The sequence below is a fragment of the Stenotrophomonas sp. P5_A8 genome (assembly GCF_056400545.1).
The window spans coordinates 19,253-38,075 of record NZ_JBFULB010000009.1; the positions used below are offsets into that span (position 1 = coordinate 19,253).

The 18,823-nt window shown below is 67.5% G+C and carries 15 protein-coding genes; 9 read left to right on the forward strand and 6 right to left on the reverse strand.

Annotated elements, in window-relative coordinates:
- The first annotated feature begins 29 nt into the window (after window positions 1–29).
- Window positions 30–575, forward strand: a complete 546-nt coding sequence (locus AC1DQP_RS01510) for a DUF4136 domain-containing protein (protein ID WP_457320078.1) — start codon at window positions 30–32, stop codon at window positions 573–575.
- A 23-nt stretch (window positions 576–598) separates the two neighbouring features.
- Here the strand turns inward: AC1DQP_RS01510 and AC1DQP_RS01515 are convergent, their stop codons facing one another.
- Together AC1DQP_RS01515 and AC1DQP_RS01520 are read right to left on the reverse strand one after the other, a co-directional pair.
- Window positions 599–2,485 carry a DUF885 domain-containing protein gene (locus tag AC1DQP_RS01515; protein ID WP_478050987.1) on the reverse strand — a complete coding sequence of 629 codons (1,887 nt, stop codon included), beginning with the start codon at window positions 2,483–2,485 and terminating at the stop codon, window positions 599–601.
- Window positions 2,486–2,637: 152 nt separating this feature from the next.
- Entirely contained in the window at window positions 2,638–4,425 is a 1,788-nt protein-coding gene (locus AC1DQP_RS01520; RefSeq protein WP_457319222.1) for an FAD-binding oxidoreductase, read from the reverse strand.
- 189 nt (window positions 4,426–4,614) lie between these two features.
- Here AC1DQP_RS01520 and AC1DQP_RS01525 point away from each other — a divergent pair, with 189 nt between their 5' ends.
- The 7 genes from AC1DQP_RS01525 to AC1DQP_RS01555 all read left to right on the forward strand — a co-directional run bounded on the left by AC1DQP_RS01525 (window position 4,615) and on the right by AC1DQP_RS01555 (window position 13,093).
- Entirely contained in the window at window positions 4,615–5,157 is a 543-nt protein-coding gene (locus AC1DQP_RS01525) for a hypothetical protein (protein WP_457319223.1), read from the forward strand.
- 34 nt (window positions 5,158–5,191) lie between these two features.
- A complete protein-coding gene (locus tag AC1DQP_RS01530; RefSeq protein ID WP_457319224.1) occupies window positions 5,192–6,679 on the forward strand; it encodes a serine hydrolase domain-containing protein in 1,488 nt (495 codons plus the stop codon).
- Window positions 6,680–6,750: 71 nt separating this feature from the next.
- Window positions 6,751–7,263, forward strand: coding sequence for a hypothetical protein (locus AC1DQP_RS01535; protein WP_457319225.1), 513 nt, complete (start codon window positions 6,751–6,753; stop codon window positions 7,261–7,263).
- A gap of 106 nt (window positions 7,264–7,369) precedes the next feature.
- A complete protein-coding gene (locus AC1DQP_RS01540) occupies window positions 7,370–8,203 on the forward strand; it encodes an alpha/beta hydrolase (protein WP_457319226.1) in 834 nt (277 codons plus the stop codon).
- A 62-nt stretch (window positions 8,204–8,265) separates the two neighbouring features.
- Window positions 8,266–8,682 (forward strand): DUF2231 domain-containing protein, encoded by a 417-nt coding sequence (locus AC1DQP_RS01545; RefSeq protein ID WP_457319227.1) that lies wholly within the window; start codon window positions 8,266–8,268, stop codon window positions 8,680–8,682.
- The gene (locus AC1DQP_RS01550; RefSeq protein WP_457319228.1) at window positions 8,679–9,995 is read left to right on the forward strand and encodes a PQQ-dependent sugar dehydrogenase; all 1,317 of its coding nucleotides are present in this window, start codon (window positions 8,679–8,681) and stop codon (window positions 9,993–9,995) included. The genes AC1DQP_RS01545 and AC1DQP_RS01550 overlap by 4 nt, the downstream gene beginning before the upstream one ends.
- Window positions 9,996–10,282: 287 nt before the next feature.
- Window positions 10,283–13,093 (forward strand): hybrid sensor histidine kinase/response regulator, encoded by a 2,811-nt coding sequence (locus tag AC1DQP_RS01555; RefSeq protein ID WP_478050991.1) that lies wholly within the window; start codon window positions 10,283–10,285, stop codon window positions 13,091–13,093.
- Between the two features lie 4 nt (window positions 13,094–13,097).
- Here AC1DQP_RS01555 and AC1DQP_RS01560 read toward each other — a convergent pair whose 3' ends face one another.
- The gene (locus tag AC1DQP_RS01560) at window positions 13,098–13,442 is read right to left on the reverse strand and encodes a response regulator (protein ID WP_256774371.1); all 345 of its coding nucleotides are present in this window, start codon (window positions 13,440–13,442) and stop codon (window positions 13,098–13,100) included.
- A 194-nt stretch (window positions 13,443–13,636) separates the two neighbouring features.
- Entirely contained in the window at window positions 13,637–16,192 is a 2,556-nt protein-coding gene (locus AC1DQP_RS01565) for a TonB-dependent receptor plug domain-containing protein (protein WP_478050988.1), read from the reverse strand.
- Between the two features lie 308 nt (window positions 16,193–16,500).
- Between AC1DQP_RS01565 and AC1DQP_RS01570 the strand changes: the two genes are divergently transcribed.
- Window positions 16,501–17,187, forward strand: coding sequence for a class I SAM-dependent methyltransferase (locus AC1DQP_RS01570; RefSeq protein WP_457321506.1), 687 nt, complete (start codon window positions 16,501–16,503; stop codon window positions 17,185–17,187).
- On the opposite strand, the gene AC1DQP_RS01575 is transcribed toward AC1DQP_RS01570, so the two are convergent.
- On the reverse strand, window positions 17,175–17,600 hold the full coding sequence (locus AC1DQP_RS01575) for a hypothetical protein (RefSeq protein ID WP_478050989.1): 426 nt from the start codon (window positions 17,598–17,600) through the stop codon (window positions 17,175–17,177). The two genes, AC1DQP_RS01570 and AC1DQP_RS01575, sit on opposite strands and share 13 nt — an antisense overlap.
- A 73-nt stretch (window positions 17,601–17,673) precedes the next feature.
- The coding region (locus tag AC1DQP_RS01580; protein WP_478050990.1) for an acetamidase/formamidase family protein at window positions 17,674–18,823 on the reverse strand (1,150 nt) is incomplete at its 5' end.

The window sequence follows — 18,823 nt, forward strand, 5'->3', positions numbered from 1 at the left end:
CGTATCCTTTTCACCAAGGAGCCTGCGTCATGAAAGCGTTCGCCATTGCCGTCCTGGCCAGTTCACTGGTCGCCTGCGCCTCCACGCCGACGGTCAACACCGACTACGACAGTGCCGCTACCTTCGCCTCCTACACAACCTACTCGTGGGCGATCAAGCCCCAGGCCAGCTCACCGCTGGTGCAGCAGCGCGTGGTGGCGGGCATCAATGCCCGTCTGCAGGCCAAGGGCCTGCGCGAAACACCGCAGGGCGGTGACATCGCCCTCGCCGCGCACATCATGACGACGCAGCGGCAGACGTTGGACACGTTCTACACCGGCAGTGGCATGGGCGGTTGGGGCTGGCGCGGGGGCTGGGGCGGCGGCATGGGCAATGCGACCACCACCGTGCGCACCTATCAGGTAGGCACGCTGGTGGTAGACATGTTCGATACCCGCACCCAGCAGGCGGTGTGGCGCGGCACCGCCAGCGGCACCGTGCCCACTTCGCCGGCGAAGGTCAACGCGGCGATCGAAACCGGCCTGGACAAACTCTTTGCCGCCTATCCGCCAGGGGCGACGGCCCCGCGTCGATGACGGCGCGGTGGTCGGCCGCCGGACTACGGCGCCCGTTTGGGATCGCCGCCACCGGCGGCGATCCAGGCATCCACCGCCTGCGCCACCACGGTCATCGGCATCGCGCCGTTGCCGAGGATCAGATCGTGGAAGGCGCGGATGTCGAAGCGGTCGCCGAGTTGCGTACGCGCTTTCTCGCGCAGCGCAAGTAGCCGCAGCTGGCCCATCTTGTAGGACGAGGCCTGGCCCGGCTGGACCAGGTAACGGTTGATCTCCACGCGTACATCGCCGGGCGTCATGCCGGTCTTGTCCTGCAGGTAGGTGGCCGCCTGTTCGGGCGTCCAGCGCTTGCGGTGCAGGCCGGTATCCACCACCAGCCGCACCGAGCGGAACATTTCCGCCTGCAGGCGGCCCAGGTCGCCGGCCGGGTCATCCTTGTAGATCCCGGTCTCGGCCATCAGCTGCTCGGCATACAGCGCCCAGCCCTCGCTGAAGGCGCTGGGATTGAGGCTGCGGCGCAGCAGCGGCAGGTCGGTCAGCGTCTGCCCGATCGAAATCTGGAAGTGATGGCCCGGCGCGCCCTCGTGGTAGGTGAGGGTAGGGATGCTCCAGCGCGTGTTGGAGTCGATGTCGCCCAGGTTGATGAAGAACGTGCCCGGCCGCGAGCCGTCCATCGCCGGTGGGTAGTAGTAGCCGCCCGGCGAGGTCTTCTGCATGTGCGTCGGCACCGGCTGTACCACCAGCTTCTGCGGCGGCAGATGGCCGAACCAGCGCGGCAGGATCGGGTCCAGGTCACGCAGCCGCTGCTCGATGTCGCCCAGCAGTTCCCTGCGGCCGGCATCGCTGTCGGCGTACCGGTAACGCGGATCGTCGCGCAGCTGCTGCACGCGCGCGGCCACGCTGCCCTCGCGCAGGCCGAGCTGGGTAAGCCGCGCATCCATCGCCTTTTCCACGCGCGCCACTTCATCCAGGCCGATCTGGTGGATCGCATCGGCGTCCAGGTCGGTGCTGGTGTACCAGCGCAGCGCCGCATCGTAGTAGGCCTTGCCCTGTGGCAGCGCCCACACGCCCTTGTTGCCCAGGTGCCTGGCCTGCAGCGCCTGCACATCGGCCAGCAGACGCTGGTAGCCGGGGTTCACCGAGGTCTGCACGGCCATGCTGGCCTGCGCGAGCAGTTCGGCACGCCGCGCCGGTGCGATTGCCGCCACTTTCTCCAGTTTGCGTTGCAGCGACTGCACCCACAGGCTGTCCTTGGGCGCGGGCGCCAKCAGCGTGCGGAACTGCTCGGCCGCGCCCTGCAGCGCCACCTCCGGCGGCACCACGCCCTGCGCGGCCTGCATGTCCACGTTGGCGCGCACCTGGTCCAGCTTGGGGCCCATCGCCTGCAGCCGCGCGATGTAGCTGCGGGCGCTGGCCTCGTCGGTGACCGCGTGCTGGTTGTCCATGAACTGCGGCAGGTTCACCGGCAGGCTGAACAACTGGTCCACCGCGTAGGTGCTGCCGCCCACCGGCAGCCACGCGGCCGCCCACGGCACCGCCATCAGGTCGATCTGCGCCTGGTAGAACCAGCGCGCCAGGCCGTCGCTGAGCTGTTGCTGCGGATCCAGTGGGGCGCCGTGCCAGTCCTTGATCGCGGCGAGGTTGTCGGCCAGGAAGCGCCGGTTGACCTCACGCTGGGCCAGCGACACATCGGTGAGCTGGCTGGAGAAGTCGGCACCGTCGCCGCTGATGCCCAGCATCGTGCGCAGTTCCGGATCGGCATTGATGGCGGCCATGGTCTGTGCATCGAGCAGGCCATTGAAGGAAACGGCAGCAGGTGTACCGGCAATGGCGGGGGCCTGTGCCTGCGCGGCCGGCACGGTCAACGTGAGAGGTGAGGCCAGGGCGACGGACAGCAGCAGGGGCAGGGTGGCAGGCTTGTGCGCAAACACGAGCTATCTCCGGTGGCGGGCGGTGTGCGCGCAGGCTACGCCAGGCGCGCAGGCCGCGCATCTGCGACGGGTCACGCGGTCGCCGGGGCGGGCGGGCGCACATTGCCGTGCTACGACCCGCCCCGCCATACATGCGCGCTTTATCGGCACCGTCAACCCGCGCGTCGCTCGAAACCATCGCTGCTCCATGCCTCGCTGTCCACGCCGTGATGGATCACGAAYAGGCCGTCCGGATCGTAACGGCGCTTGGCTGCCAGCAGGCGCGGGTAGTGTGGCCCCCAGAACGCCTGCTGCCAGTCTTTCTGGAAGTAGTCACACTCGGACACATAGGTAGGCGCCTGCGGCGCCACCGCGCTCAAGGCTGTATAGGCGCGGCTCACCCGTAGCGCGCCATGGCGCGCCTCCGGCGCGTTCACCGCCCCGCCGCAGCCGGGGTACACCGGGCCGCCGGCGTTGCCGATCAGCGCCAGTGCGAAGGCATCCAGCACCGCCGGATGGGTGGCGGTGGCAGCGCTGGCGGCGAGGGCATCGGCCGGTGCGCCGAACAGGCCCTTGTTGCAGTGCAGGCCCACGTCCATATGTTCGGCCGCTGCGCAAAGCGCGTCGGCGGCGTTCTCTATGCGGTCCTCGCCAAGCAATGCCGAGGGCAGCCATGCCGAGGCGTAGCCGTGCAGGAACCAGCCCACCTGGCCCTGGTCGCCCTTCCACAGCATGTGCGTGGGCGGCGCGCCGTCGCGGGTGTCTTCGGCGATGATCTGCGGTGCGTGCTGGCGGAAGAAATCGGCATTCCAGAAATCCCGCGCCGGCATTGCCAGTGCCTGCAGCGGCTCTCTGACGGTGTAGTCCGCACGTGCCTGGATCCACGCCAGCAGCGGCTGCCAGGTTGCTTCGGCCGTCTCGCGGTCCAGCCCCTGGAACACCATCGAGATGGACAGCACGCGCTCGCCGCCGAAGGTAATCTGCTCCCCCCAGTGCGGATTGCACAGGGCGTCGCGGTAGAACCGCAGCACCTGCGCGGCCAACGCGCGCCATGCCGTTTCGGTGCCGGCCTGCACTTTGAGCGAGATCCCGCCGAAGGTGCGCGGCAGCGCATGGGTTTTGAGGGTCATGCGGGTGACGATGCCGAAGCTGGCCGCGCAGCCGCCCTTCAACGCCCAGAACAGCTCCGGTTCGTGGTCGGCGTTGACCACCCGGACCTCGCCGTCGGCGGTCACCACCTCCGCCTCCAGCAGGCTGGCGGCGGCCGTTCCGAACGCCTTGGAGAAACTGCCGAAGCCACCGCCGGTGACCAGGCCGGTGACCCCCACCGAGGTGCAGCCACCGCCCTGCACGTAGCGCCCGCCTTGGGTGGTGACCGCATCGTAGGCATCGATCCACATCGCCCCGGCGCCTACGCTCACCGCCGGCTGGGGCGCAGTGCCCGGCCGCGCGCCCTGCGGCACGAAGGCATCATGCAGCTGCACCTGCTTCATCGCCCGGGTCCAGACCAGCAGCGAATCCGGCGCGCAGGAGGTGCCGTGGTAGCTGTGGCCACCGCCCTTGACCACCAGCCGCAGCCGGTGCCGCCGCGCGAAGTTGACCGCGGCGGCAACGTCGGCACTGTCGCGGGCGGCCACCATCTGCGCGCTGGGGACCGAACGCCACGCCCCGAAGTAGCCGCTGGTCTGGGTCAGCCCGGGCTGGTCGCCGATGTAGAACGGATTCTGGATCTGCGCCATGCCCTCGGCACGGGTGGCCGCATCGCCGAGGAACGGCGACTGCGGCACCGACAGCCGCCCGCCGACGGCGCGCGACAGCTGCTCCCAATCGGTGGCGGCCGGCCAGCCCACGCCGCCGGGACGCGCCCGGGCCCATGCGTTGGCCGGCGCGGCAGCGGCTTTCAGCACCAGCGGCAACAAGGGAAGGGCCAGGCTGGCCTTGAGGCAGTCGCGTCGTTTCATCGGGGGCATTCCTTCGGTCGTGGCCAGTGGCGATGGCAGCCACTGTGCGCGCCGAAAGGCCCGCCGCCATTGGCGTGGGGATGAAGGCAGGGACAAAGGGATGAGTGGTGGCCGGGGAGGGACGGGGCTCGGGTATGCTGTGGGGCGCAGCGCGGGGAAGGCGTTGCGCCACCTACCGACGGATGACCGATGGCTATCGCTTTGATCGCGTTGCTGCTGATGGAGCTTGTTCTCCAGATGGCCTGGAATCGCCTGTACTTCGTCTGTGGGATCACCCTGTTCGACCGGCGCATCGCCGCCCCGGCCGACGCCCGGGCGCGGCTGACACCGGGCAGCCTGGAGCGAGACCTGGCGACCGGGCAGGGGGCGACGCTGGCGTTCCGTCGATTCCCCGATGGTCTGGTCGCGTTCCGCGGCAGCTTCGGGTTCGCCCAGCGCCGCTACTATCCGCTGATGCGCGGCCTGATCGTGGTCGATGCCGAGCGCAACCAGGTGCGCGTGCTGGGGCTGTGCAGCTGGTTCCCGGTGGCGTTTGTGCTCGCGCTGGTGCCCATCATCGCGCTGCGGCCAAGCGCTGCACCGTTGCTGCTGCTGCCGGTGATTTTCGTGATCGGCTATGTCATCCAGAAAAAGCAGTTCCTTGCCGTGGTGGAGGCCATACGCGCGCAGCTGGATGACACGCCCATGGACGTGATCATGGCCGAGCGGCTGCAAGCGCGACGGCCCCACTGATGCGCCGCTTGCACGCCCTCCCGGCGCACAGGATATGAAACCCATCTCGACTGTACTGGGCGCGCTGTTGCTGACGCTCACTGCCTGCGCCGGGGTTGACACGCGCGCCGCCGCGTCAGCGGAGCCGGCGGATGTCCAGGCGCGCATCGACCGTGTCGAGCGCGGCCTGTCCACGCCGGTGACGGTCAAGGGCGTGCCCCCGGTGAGCTGGTCGCTGCGCGAGCGCATGGCCTTCCATCACGTCCCGGCGGTGAGCATCGCGCTGGTCAACCACGGCAAGGTCGAGTGGGTCCGGGCGTATGGGGTGCTGGACGCCGCCACCGCCCGGCCTGCAAGCCCGGCCACGCTGTTCCAGGCCGGTTCGGTCAGCAAGGCCGTCACGGCGATGGGCGCATTGCATCTGGTCGAGCAGCACGCGTTGTCGCTCGATGCGCCGGCCAACGATGCCCTGCGTGCGTGGAAGATTCCCGACAACATATTCACCCGCACCGCCCCGGTCACGCTGCGGCAGCTGCTCAACCACTCGGCGGGTATGACAGTGCACGGTTTCCACGGCTACGCGCCGGGGCAGGCGATTCCATCGCTGCTGCAGGTGCTTGATGGAGCGCCGCCAGCCAACTCTGATCCGATCCGGGTGGACGTCCCCCCGGGCACGCGGTGGCGGTATTCGGGCGGCGGCTTCAGCGTGGTGCAGTTGATGATGACCGAAGCCGGCAAGGCGCCGTTCGACCTGCTGATGCAACGCACGGTGCTTGGGCCGCTCGGCATGCGCGACAGCACGTATGCGCTGACCCTTCCGCCAGCGTGGCAGGACCGGGCGGCGACGGGGCACCGCAGCGATGGCAGCGCCGTTCCCGGGCATTGGCAGATCTATCCCGAGTCCGCAGCGGCAGGCCTGTGGACCACCGCAGCGGACCTGGCCAGGATCGTGATCGAGGTGCAGCAGGCGCAGGGGAGGCAGTCGGGCAAGGTGTTGTCCAGCGCCATGACCGCTACGCTGCTGACCCGTGGCCTGGGCGAATACGGGCTGGGCTTCTACGTCGAACCGCTTGGGGCAGGGACCAGTTTCAGCCATAGCGGCGGCACCGACGGCTTCCGCGCGCAACTGTATGGCTACAGCCATACCGGGCAAGGCGTGGTGGTGTTGACCAACAGCGACAGCGGCGCGGCGCTGATCGCCGAGCTGCTCGGCAGCATCTCGGCCGAGTACGGATGGCCCGAGTTCGGCCGGATCGAAAAGACCGCGCTGGCCCCGGATGCGGCCCTCAACGCGGCGGCCGCCGGCGCCTATACGCTGGAGGATCAACCGGCCGCCATCATTGCCGAGGGGGATCGCCTCTACTTCCAGAGCGATCTGTTCGGTGCGCAGCGCATGGAACTGTTTGCCGAATCGCGTACGCGCTTCTTCATGACCGCACAGGACATGAGCGTGGTGTTCAAGCGCGGCGAGGACGGTTTGGTTGCCGGCTTCGACCTGCTGCGTGGCGCGAACACCTATGTGGGTACGCGCCATCGGCCGTGACCGACGGTATCGCAGGTGCGTAGAATTGGCTGCTGACCTTACCGTTGCCGCGTGCAGAGGACGCCGGGTACATGAATCGTTCCGTACGCGATGGCGAGCGTCGCACCCGCCTTGCCGCAGCGATGCACGCCGCCGGCTGCACCCAACCCAAGGATTGGGTGCGCAGTGAGCTGGGCGAGGACATTCCCCAGTTCGCCCGTTTCCTCATGCTTCGTGACGTGCACCGGCTTGCCGATGCGGTGGATGACACCTTGACCGAGGCCCTGTACGACCAGCCCGAGCTGCAGCACACGCTGGATGCGTTGCGTGCCGCGGTGCCGTCGGCATCGCTGCACGCCTTGCTGCTGGCCTATGGCAAGGCACTGGGCAACGGTTTCGTGATGGCCCTGGATCAGGGGCCTGCCGCGCCGGAAGAAGGCATGCCCGGCTGGCAGCTAATGGAAACCGATGCCGACGGCGCGCCGACCGGACGCCGGGTGGAAGGCCTGCACGAGGACTATCTGGATTTCGACACGTCCTACGAGCGCCTATCCGTCGATGGGTATCTGCCATCTTCCTCAAAACTCGAGGATGGCGATGCGTAGGACGCTGGTGGGCGTGCTGTTTTCCCTGATGTCATTGGTCGCAGCCGCAGCCGCGGCCGTTGCGGGTGAGGGGCCGGGCTGGGTGCCGCCTGCAGGATCGGAGCAGGTGCCGCTCTGGCCCAATGGCGCGCCGGACCGGCCGCAGGCACGGCCCGCGCCCGAATCGGTATCCACGGTCAGGACGAAGACCGGTCACGACTATCTGGCCATCGCCAACGTGAGCGAGCCGACCATCACGGTGCTGCCGCCCAAGGGCGCCAACACCGGTGCGGCGATCCTGGTTTTCCCCGGTGGGGGTTTCAGCATCCTGGCGATGGACATCGAAGGCACCGAGATCTGCGACTGGGTCACCGCGCGGGGCATGACCTGCGTGCTGCTCAAATATCGCGTGCCGGGCGGCAACCATTACTGGAACAAGTCCTGCAACTGCCACATCACCCCGCCGGTGCCGTTCGCGTTGCAGGATGCGCAGCGGGCGATCCGGATGCTGCGTGCCCGCGCGCCCGGGTTGGGCGTGGACCCCCACAGGATCGGCGTGATCGGGTTCTCGGCAGGCGGCTATCTGGTCGCGCAGACCAGCAACATCCTCCAGCCTGCTTACCGGGCGGTCGATGCGGTGGATGAGATAAGCAGTCGCCCGGACTTCGCCATCGCCCTGTATCCAGGGCACCTGTGCCGCGCAGGGGACACGCTGGACCCCGGCCTGCCTGTCACCGATCAGGCGCCGCCGACCTTCCTGCTGCAGGCCTGGGACGATCCTGTCGACAGCATTTGCAACAGCACGGTCTATGCGCGCGCGCTCGACGCGGCCGGCGTGCCCACCGAGGTGCATCTGTTTGCCAAGGGTGGGCATGCGTTCGGCATGCGCCCTACCGGGCATCCGGTATCGTCATGGCCGACGCTGGTGGGGACCTGGCTCAAGGAAATCCAGGTGCTCTAACCTCACATCCTTCATCACGCGCAGGTGGCACCATCGACCGACCCCTAGTTTCGGAGGCTGCCGTGAACTCAACCGTCGTCCTGGCCCGCCCTTGGGCCATCCATCCCTTCCACGCCGCCGTGCTGGGCGGCGTGCTGCCGCTGTTCCTCGGCGCGCTGCTGGCCGACTACGCCTACTGGGGCACGTACCAGCCGCAGTGGAGCAATTTCGCCGCGTGGCTGCTGGTCGGCGCGATGGTGATGACCACGCTGGCCCTGGTCTGCGGCATCGTCGGGCTGGTTCGTGGCCGTCGCAACCTTGGCTATGCCGTGGTCCTGGCGGTCACCTGGGGCGTTGGCTTCGTCAACTGCCTGCAGCACGCCCGCGATGCGTGGGCGGTGATGCCGGCCGGGCTGGTGTTGTCGGTGATCGGCACCGTGCTGGCATTGGTGGCGACGTGGATCGGGTTTTCCAGCCTGCGCGTGGGAGGTGCACGATGAACCGTCAGATGATCAAAGGGGTATCGGTATCGGTGTTGGCGGCGGCATTGGCTGCCTGCGGCGGCCAGGCGCCCCAGCTCCATCAGATCGGGGGTACGCCCGAGTTGCCCGAGCCGCACCGTGGGCTGATGCCGGACATGACCATCGCCACGCCGTCCGCCTGGGGCGACCGGATGCCGACTGTGCCCAAGGGCTACCGCATCGCCGCGATCGCCACCGATCTGGCCATTCCGCGCCAGACCCTGGTGCTGCCCAACGGCGACATCCTGGTGGCCGAAGGCCGTGGCGGCAACGAACCGGCGCTCAAGCCCAAGGACGTGATCGCCGGGAAGATAAAGGCCAAGGGCACCACGCCGGTCAAGGGCGGCAACCGTCTGACCCTGCTGCGCGACGCCGATGGTGACGGTGTGTATGAGATGAAGACGGTGTTTGCCGACAAACTCAACGCGCCCTATGGCCTGGCGCTGATCGGCAGTGCGCTGTACGTGGCCAATCAGGACGCGCTGGTGCGTTTTGACTATCAGGCCGGTCAGACCAAGGCCGGCGCAGCGCCGGTGAAGGTCACCGACCTGCCGGCGGCGATCAACCACCACTGGACCAAGTCGCTGGCCGCCAGCGCCGACGGCCGCTATCTCTACGTCGGCATCGGCTCCAACAGCAACATCACCGAACGCGGCCTGGACGTTGAAATCGATCGTGCGCAGGTCTGGCAGATCGACGCGGCGAGCGGCGCACATAAAACGTTTGCCACTGGCCTGCGCAATCCCACCGCGCTGGCGATCCAGCCCGGCACCGGCGCGCTGTGGGCGGTAGTCAACGAGCGCGACGAAATCGGCCCCAACCTGGTGCCCGATTACCTCACCTCGGTGCGCGAAGGCGCATTTTACGGCTGGCCGTACAGCTACTGGGGCAAGAACGTGGATCGCCGCGTGATGCCGCAGAACCCGAAGAAAGTGGCCTCGGCCATCGCACCGGACTACGCCCTGGGATCGCACGTGGCCGCACTCGGCGTGTCGTTCTCCGCCCCGGCGATGGGCGCGACGTTCGCCGATGGCGCCTTTGTCGGTGAGCACGGCAGCTGGAACCGCGACCCGCCGGCCGGCTACAAGGTGGTCTTCGTTCCCTTCAGCAATGGCCGTCCGGCCGGCGATCCCATCGATTTCGCCACCGGCTTCCGTGGCGATGACGGCAAGACGCGGGGCCGCCCGGTCGGGGTCACCGTTGATCCGCGTGGTGCGCTGATCATTGCCGATGACCTGTCCAACACCATCTGGCGGGTGACACCGGCAGCAGGGGCGGCAGCGCCGAACTGAACCTGACAGGATGTCGATGCGTCAATGTGCACGCATTGACGCGGCGTTGCCACAATTGGCGTAAATTGCTGACCGAATTGCGACGGGCGCTGTAGCGCCCGTCGCCTCATGTCCGCGTGCCTGCAACGCCTTCGCTCAAGATCCGGTGCCTCAATGTTGTCTGCCCCCTCATTCCCAGTGGTGCGCACGTGCGCGGTGTTGGCGTCGTCATCGGAGCGCTGCGCGTGAGCGCTGCGTTCGGGCGCTTCCCGGCCGGTAACGGTGTCGTCGCCGAGCGGGTGCGGGCGATGGACTGGCACGCCACCCCGGTCGGTGCGGTCGAGACCTGGCCCAGCGCGCTGCGCAATGCGGTCAACCTCATGCTGGCCTCGCCCGAGAGCATGTACGTGGTGTGGGGTGATGCACTGACGTTCTTCTTCAACGACGCCTACAGCCCCATCCTGGGCACACGTCTGGAAGGCGCGTTGGGTGCACCGCTGCGCGAGTTGTGGGCCGATGCGTGGGACGCCGTGCGGCCGCCGATCGAGCGCGCCTTCGCCGGCGAGTCCTCGCGCTTCGAGAACATGCCGGTGGTCATGGCGCGGGGCGGTGTTCCCGAAGACACCTGGTGGACCTTCTCCTTCTCACCCATCTACCTGGATGACGGCAGCGTCGGCGGCGCATTCTGCGTCACCAAGGAAGTCACCCAGGCCATCGTCGCGCAGCAACGGCTTGCCCAGGAGAACCAGCGCCTGATCGCGCTGTTCGACAAGTCGCCGATGTTCATGGCGTTCCTGAGCGGTCCCGAGCACCGCATCGAGCTGGCCAACCCCGGGTACGAGCGGCTGGTGGGCCATCGTGACGTACTCGGCAAGTGCATCCGCGATGCGCTGCCGGAGGTGGTGGAGCAGGGCTTCCTGCCATTGCTGGACCAGGTCTACCGCACCGGCCAGCCGTATACCGGCAGCGAAGTCATCTACGATGCGCCGCTGGCGACCGATCCGTCCAGCGGCCGACGCCAGCTGGACATCGTGTTCCAGCCGGTGCTGGGCGAGGACGGCAGTACCGCCGGCGTGTTCGTGCAGGGTCTGGACATCACCCCGCACATGGAGCTGCAGCGGTCGATGCGCGAGGTGGAAGCGCGCAACCGCCAGATCATCGACAGCGCCAGCGACTACGCCATCGTCGCCTCCGACCTGGAAGGCCGGGTGACCCTGTGGAATGCCGGCGCCGAGCACCTCTTCGGCTGGAGCGAGGCGGAGATGCTTGGCCGCAGCGTCGAGGTGATCTACACGCCTGAAGACATCAACGCCGGGCGCCTGAAGCACAACCAGCAGATCGCCATCGACGCCGGCGGTGTCAGCGGCGAGCGCTGGCTGCAGCACAAATCCGGTGCGCGCTTCTGGGCGAACGGATCGATGACGGTGTTGCGCGGTGAGGACGGCGCGGTGCTGGGCTTCGTCAAGGTGCTGGGCGATCGCACCGAACAGCAGCGTGCCGGCATGGCGCTGGCGCACAGCGAGCGACGACTCGGCGCGCTGGTAAGTGCCTCTTCGCAGTCGCTGTATGCCACGTCCGCTGACTGGCGCGAGATGCGGCCGATCCTCGGTGCCGGTGCCTCGGCCGAAATCCTGCCCGTCATCACCGGCTGGCGCGAGGAGCGGGTGCATCCGGACGATCGCGGTGCGCTGGAGGCGGCCATCGCGCTGGCGATGGGCCAGCGCCAGCCACTGCGACTGGAACACCGCGCCCTGCTGCCCGACGGCAGCGTGCGCTGGGTGTTGATGCGCGCGGTGCCACTGCTGGACGATGCCGGCGAGGTGACCGAGTGGTTCGGTACCGCCTCGGATGTGACCGAGCGGCGACAGGCCGAACAGCAGCTGCGCCAGCTCACCCTGACCCTGGAAGAGCGCGTGCAGGCGCGCAGCGCCGAACTGCAGGTGGCCGAAGAGCGCCTGCGACAGAGCCAGAAGATGGAAGCGGTGGGGCAGCTCACCGGTGGCCTGGCGCATGACTTCAACAACCTGCTGACTGCCATCTCCGTTGGCCTGGAACTGCTGGAACTGCGCATCGAGCAGGGACGCTTCGACGATATCGGACGTTACCTGGAGATGGCCCAGTCCAGCGCGGCGCGGGCCACCGCGTTGACCCAGCGCCTGCTGGCGTTCTCGCGGCGGCAGACGCTGGCGCCCACGCCGGTGGTGGTCGAAGACAGAGTGAGCGAGATGCTCGATATCATCTCGCGCACGCTGGGGCCGTCGATTTCGATTACCACCGACCTTCAGTCCTCGCCGTGGGCGGTGCTGGTGGATGCGCCGCAGCTGGAAAACGCGCTGCTCAACCTGTGCATCAATGCGCGCGATGCGATGCCCGAGGGCGGCCCGCTGGCGATCCGCACGGCCAACGTGGCACTCGATGACGTCGTAGCGGCGCAGTTGGAGGTTCCGCCCGGCGACTACGTATGCCTGTCGGTACGGGATGCCGGCAGCGGCATGGAGCCGGCAGTGATCGCCAAGGCGTTCGAGCCGTTCTTCACCACCAAGCCGATCGGGCAGGGCACCGGCCTGGGGTTGTCGATGATTTACGGCTTCACTCGCCAGTCCGGCGGCCAGGTGCGCATCGACTCCGAACCCGGCCACGGCACCACCGTGCACCTGTACCTGCCGCGTTTTGCCGGTGAGGCCGCCGAGCACAGCGCGCAGCCGGCGCCCGATGTCGGTGAACACGACCGCGTGGCAAACGTGGGCACGGTACTGGTCGTGGAAGACGAGGACGCGGTCCGCGCACTGGTCACCGAAGTGCTGGCCAGCTCGGGCTATCGCGTGCTGGAGGCGCCGGAAGGCGGCCGCGCCATCGAAACCCTGCAATCCGATGAGAGCATCGACCTGCTGGTGACCGACGTTGGTTTGACCGGTGGGTTGAACGGCCGGCAGGTGGCCGACGCCGGGCGCCAGGTGCGCCCGGGCCTGCCGGTGCTGTTCATCACCGGCTATGCCGCCTCCGCTGCCGTGGGTGCGGGGCAATTGGAGGCGGGCATGGAAGTGCTGACCAAACCGTTCACCGCTGCCGAACTGGAACGCCGGGCGCGGGCGTTGCTGTCCACCGAAGGCGCGACGTGAGTGCCTAGATGAGTTCGTGCACCGTGCCCAGCAGTTGCTTGAGCGTAAAGGGTTTCCTCAGCAGCTTCATGTCACCGCAGAGGAAGTCCGGACGGGCCCCCGCGGTACCGGCGTAGCCGGTCACCAGCAGGATCGGCATCGTCGGGTGGAGCGCGTTGGCGATCTGGGCGAGGTCGCGACCGTCCATGCCCGGTAGTCCCACATCGGAGAGCAGCAGGTCAAACGGGCCCTCGGTCTTCAGGCAGTGCAGGGCGGTTTCGGCATCGGCAGTGGGCAGGACGTCGAAGCCATCATCGCTGAGGATGTCCCGGGTCATCTCGCGGATGGCGGCATCGTCTTCGACCAGCAGTACGCGGCATCGTTCGTGAGGAGAGGGCAATGAAACCTCCAGCAGTGGTCGGGTAAAGCATCGGCCAGCGGATGCGGAGGTTCAGAGTAGCGCCATGTCGCGTTAGTCTGCCGTGCATCAATCGGGAAGGTGCTGTCATCATTTCGCGACGGGGCCCAGCGTTCAGGCCCCGCCGCAGTGTCCGGCCTGCTGGCCTAGAACTTCCAACCCACGCGTGCGTAATAGAAGCCGCCGTTGAATCCATAAGGCGAATGYACCGGATACTCGGCACCGGCCACGCCCGACCACGGGTTCTTCGACGGCACGCGGTCGAACAGATTCTGCGCGCCCAACTTGATGTACATTCCTGACGCGAATGCCCAGCCCACCTCCGCATCGACGAGCATCGCGCTGCCACCGTAGATCGGCAGGCCACCGTCGGCGGCGGAAATCACGCCGCTGTCGAGGTGGTCTTCGTACCAGCTGCTGTAGTAGTTCAGGCGCAGGTTGGCGTGGAAGATCTGCCGTTGGTGGTGGATGCTGAAATATCCCTTGGTGCGGGGCAGCGACTTCTCCAGTTTGTAGACCCGCGCGGCATCGATGAAATCGGTGTCGTAACGGTCCACCTCGGTGCGGTTCCAGTTGGCGGCCACGGCGTAGGTGGTGACGCCGCCGAAGTGGTTGCTCTTGTAGCTGGTGACCAGATCGGCGCCGGTGGTGGTGGTATCGAAGGCATTGCCGAAGTAGGTCACCTGCGAGATCGATGCTGCTTCCGGATTGCCGCCGGCCACCAGCGCCGCGCGTTCTTCCGGGGTCACCACGAAGCTGGTGCTGAGCGCGATCCGGTCCTTCACCTTGATCTGGTAGCCGTCCAACGTCACCAGCCAGTCGCCACGGGTCCAGACCGCACCCAGTGACACGTTCCGGGATTCCTCCGGGGTGAGCGGGCGGGCGCCCTTGAGCTGGGCGATGGGATTGGTCGGCGGCAGCGTGGCGATGTCTTCCAGCGCGGTGCCACCGAACACGGTGCTGATCTGGCTGATGTTGGCCTGGCCGGGCGTGGGCGCACGGAAGCCGGTGTTGTAGGCGCCGCGCAACGCGAATGCCTCGTTGACATCGAAGCGTGCGGTGAACTTGCCGGTGGTGGTGCTGCCGAACGAATCGTAGTCCTCATAACGCAGTGCGCCGGCCAGCAGCAGGCGCTCGGTGAGCTGCGCCTCGAGGTCGGCATAGGCGGCCCAGTTGCGGCGATCGAAGGTGCCGGCGGTGCGCGTGCTGAAGCCATTGAAGCCGTTTGAACCCAGCGCGAAGCCCTGTTCGGTCAGCGGCCCGATCGCGGTCGATGGACCGTCGCCGGGACTGATGGTGAAGCTCTCTTCGCGCCATTCCGCGCCCAGCGCCAGACGCAGCGGCTGGGCGGTGAACGTGGTGGCGATATCGCGGCTCACATCGACGTTGAGGTTCTTTTCGGTCTGGGTGTTTCCACCCGGGCGGAAGGACAGGCCCTGCGGCTGCGCCGGGCCCAGCGAGGCATTGACGGTGTTGTAGATGACAAAGTCGATGTCGTTGCGGCCCCATGAACCACTCACATCCCAGTACCAGTCACCCCAGAGGCCCTTGGCCCCGGCCACCACCGACGCGTCTTCCAGCGAGCCACCGAAGCGCGGGGTGAAGCCGCCCGGCAGGGTGGACAGGAAGGTGAAACAGTTCGACGGCAGCGCCGCCACCGCCGCGCTCACCGAACTGTACGGCAGCAGGTTGCCGCCCCCGTCGCGCAGTGCGATGCCCGGGCAGGCACCGGCACCGCTCAGATTGCCAACCAGCAGGGTGTCGCCGCCATCGTTGGAGTACACCCCCGAGCGCGCGGTGGGGTCGCGGTAGTAGAAGCCGCCGTCGACCTTGCGCTTGGCGTAGTTGCCGAACAGGTAGAGGTCCACGCTGTCGGTGGACAGGCCCAGGTTGGCCACCACATTCAGATCGTTGTTCACCTGCGGCGAGCCCCAGGTCTGCGCCGGTTGCCCGACGCCAGGGTAGCCGGCGGCGATGGCGGCCGCGGCATCGTCGCGTTGCACGCTGCGCGAGGTGTCGTCCGCCTTGCGCCATTCGGCGGTAAGCGTGGCAAAACCACGCGCGGTCAAGGGCAGGCCGATCTGCGCCGCGTACTGCGTGGTCAGCCCGTCACCTTGGTAGTACTTTCCGGTGAATACCTCCGCGCTGCCGCCTTCGCGCAGCTTCTTCAGGCCGAAATTGATCACCCCGGCAATCGCATCCGACCCGTACTGTGCGGCCGCGCCGTCACGCAGCACGTCCACCTGTTCCAACGCCAGCGATGGAAATACCGACAGGTCCGGGCCCTGTGCACCGTCGGACAGGCCGTGACCGAGGAAGGTGATCACCGCCGCCCGGTGGAAGCGTTTGCCGTTGACCAGCAGCAGGGTGTTGTCCGGCGGCAGGCCACGCAGGTTGGCCGGACGCACCAGGCTGGCGGCATCGTCGATGGGAATCGTGCTGACGTTGAAGGAGGGGACCAGCACCCGCAACTGGTCGAGCGCATCGGTGGCGCCCTGGTTGCGGAACTCTTCCCCGCTGATGATGTCAATCGGCACTGCCGAGGACGACACCGTGCGCGGCTTGGTACGACTGCCCAGAACCGAAACCGTCTCCAGGGTAGCGGCGTCCGCCGTGCCTGGGGGTGTGCTGTCCTGTGCCGTCGCAACGGAACTGGAGAACAGCAGGGTGGTGGCCAGCGCCACGTGTACTGCAGATGCCAATGGCGAAATTGCTTTCGGAGCGTGAACACACTTGCCAATGCTGTCGTTCATGCGTGCACCTTGCAGTCGGAGTGTTGGAGGTACCGTTCTCTTAGTGGGTCATCCCATGGGTTCTCCCTGCGCGGCAGGGGATCTGCTGCGCTGCAGCAATAATTAACAGAAGTTAAATGCAGCTGCAACACGGGTGTGCTGCATGCGCCGGCCGGGCGGTGCGTCGTACGAACGTCCCCCCGTGCTGCGGGGCGGACGACTGGCATAAATGTAACTGTCACTGTTACATTAAACGCCATCTTCCGCCGTAGGCCGTCATGTCCTTTTCCGATCCCGATGCGGTAGCGCGCTACGCCGACACGCTCGTCCGTCAGGTACCGGGTGTGCAGGCGCTGCATCAGATGGCGCACGTGCTGCTCGCCGAGCGGGTTCCGCAGGCGGGCAGGGTGCTCGTGCTTGGTGCAGGCGGAGGGATGGAACTGCGCGTCTTCGCCGAGTGCAGCCCCGACTGGCACTTCACCGGCGTGGACCCGTCCGCGGAGATGCTCGCGCTGGCCACGCGCGTGCTGGGCAGCCTGTCCCCGCGCGTCGAACTGATCCAGGGCTACATCGATGCTGCGCCCGTCGTCGCGTTCGATGGCGCCACGTGTCTGCTGACACTGCACTTTCTATCGCGCGAAGAACGCCTGCACACCCTGCGCGAACTCCGGCGCCGCCTGAGGCCGGGCGCACCGCTGGTGGTCGCCCACCACAGCGTGCCCCGCGATCCGGATGAAAAGCGCGTGTGGTTCCAACGCTGGGCCGCGTTCGTCACCGCCCGCGGCATCGGCGGGGAGAGCGCCGAAGCACGCGCCGAGGCGATTGCCAGCAGGCTGCCCACGCTCGCGCCGGAAGAAGAGGTGACGCTGCTGGAGCAGGCCGGTTTCGAGCGGCCCGCGCTGTTCTACGCTGCGCTGTCGTTCCGCGGCTGGGTTGCCTACGCCGTGCAGGATCAGCCGGGGTAGGTGGGGAAACGCTCGTCGGGGTGGTGCTTCTTCCACTCGGTGTGGGCGACGGTGCCTTCCCAGGCGATGAWCGCCTTCGGCGGACGCCCGCGACCTGTCCAGGTCTCACCGCTATAGGGCAGCCAGAAGCGTGGCGGCAGGTCTTCGCGAGGCGGTCTGCTGGCCTTGACGCGCTTGGGCAGGGCGGTCCGTGCGGGCGCTGCGTCGGCGCCGATGATCGCGCGGATCCTGGCTTGCTGCTCCGGGCTGAAGTCTTGGTAGCAGGCCTTGAGCAGCAGCGTCACGCGGTCGTAGGCTTCCCGGGTGGCGGCACGCAGCAGCGCCGGATCGTCCATGCTTGATCGCGCCAGCAGATCGTCCAGGGCAACAGGGAGTGATGAGGCGGCTGGAGCACCGGGGGACGTGCGCGGCATGGAATTCCGGGGTGAAGAGTTGGCGAGTGGGGCACGATAGCAAATGCACGTGTACACATCGCCAATTCCCTTGTCAGTGGCTTCGGCGTGCCTGCCCATCGGCGGGCTTGGCCGGCGCAGGGGCAGGCAGACGCCGCAATACTGCCTTGTCCACCTTGGCGGCAACACCAACGCTGCGCCCGGCCAGGTTGGCCACGTGATATTGCACCGCCACGCCCAGCACCTGGGTCGCCTCGGACAGGTTCAGCCCGTAGGCCTGGCGCAGCCACTGCAGCATGCCCGACGTCGCCAGCCGCAGCGCGTCGTCGCTGGAACCGCCCTGGCCGAGCGTCATGACCTGGGTGGGCGATTCGACGCGSGGGGTGGCGATCGACTGTTGCTTCACCAGCGCCACCTTTACCACCACGTCCAGCGAGGTCTCCAACGCCCACTGCGTGGTTTCGCCATCGCCCTGCAAGGCGTGCCCGTCGCCCAGATACAACAATGCACCGGGCTGCTGCACCTGCAGGTAGACGGTGTTGCCTTCGACGACGGTATTGAAGTCCATGTTGCCGCCGAAATCGCCGGTATCGCCGGTGGAAAATGCCGGGTAGCCGAAGCCGGGGGCGACGGCGAGCCCGCCCAGCATCGGCTTTACCGGAATCTCGAATTGCTTCAGTGCCCCGGTGGCACCGTCCGGGCGGGCGATACCCTTCGCGCGGTCCAGCGTCCAGCGCACCGGTTTGCCCAGGGACGCGCTTTCGGCCGCGACCCGTGGGGTCTTCAGCCGCCCCACCACACCATCCAGGCTGTCGGCGTAATCGCGGTTCAGCTTCAGCGAGGTCAGCGTGATCGCCAGGGTGTCGCCCGGTTCTGCACCGGCCACGAAGAACGGGCCCACCTGCGGATTGCCGAACAGCGCTCGGGTAACGCCGTTCTCGTCGACGCCGCCGGAGTCCAGCGTACGGGTCTGCACCGAATCGCCCGGTTGGATCACCAATACCGGCGCGCGATCCGCGCTGAAGGTATTGGAATAGTCCGTTGGCGTGAACACATGCAACTGCGGGGTGGTGGAGGCGGGCGTTGGCACGCGCCATGCCTTGAAGGCGTGGGTGGCACGCACGGCGCGGTTGTTGGTGTCGGGTTGGTCGCTCTGGCCCTGCATGCGTTCGCCGTCGATGCGGCCGGTGAAGTGATACACCTGTCCGTCGCTATCGGTTGCCGTGAACTGCAGGGTGTCGCCG

Coding starts and splice junctions, on each gene's coding strand:
- AC1DQP_RS01510 (WP_457320078.1), top strand. CDS start 30: ATGAAAGCGTTCGCCATTGCCGTCCTGGCCAGTTCACTGGTCGCCTGC.
- AC1DQP_RS01525 (WP_457319223.1), top strand. CDS start 4,615: ATGGCTATCGCTTTGATCGCGTTGCTGCTGATGGAGCTTGTTCTCCAG.
- AC1DQP_RS01530 (WP_457319224.1), top strand. CDS start 5,192: ATGAAACCCATCTCGACTGTACTGGGCGCGCTGTTGCTGACGCTCACT.
- AC1DQP_RS01535 (WP_457319225.1), top strand. CDS start 6,751: ATGAATCGTTCCGTACGCGATGGCGAGCGTCGCACCCGCCTTGCCGCA.
- AC1DQP_RS01550 (WP_457319228.1), top strand. CDS start 8,679: ATGAACCGTCAGATGATCAAAGGGGTATCGGTATCGGTGTTGGCGGCG.
- AC1DQP_RS01555 (WP_478050991.1), top strand. CDS start 10,283: ATGGACTGGCACGCCACCCCGGTCGGTGCGGTCGAGACCTGGCCCAGC.
- AC1DQP_RS01570 (WP_457321506.1), top strand. CDS start 16,501: ATGTCCTTTTCCGATCCCGATGCGGTAGCGCGCTACGCCGACACGCTC.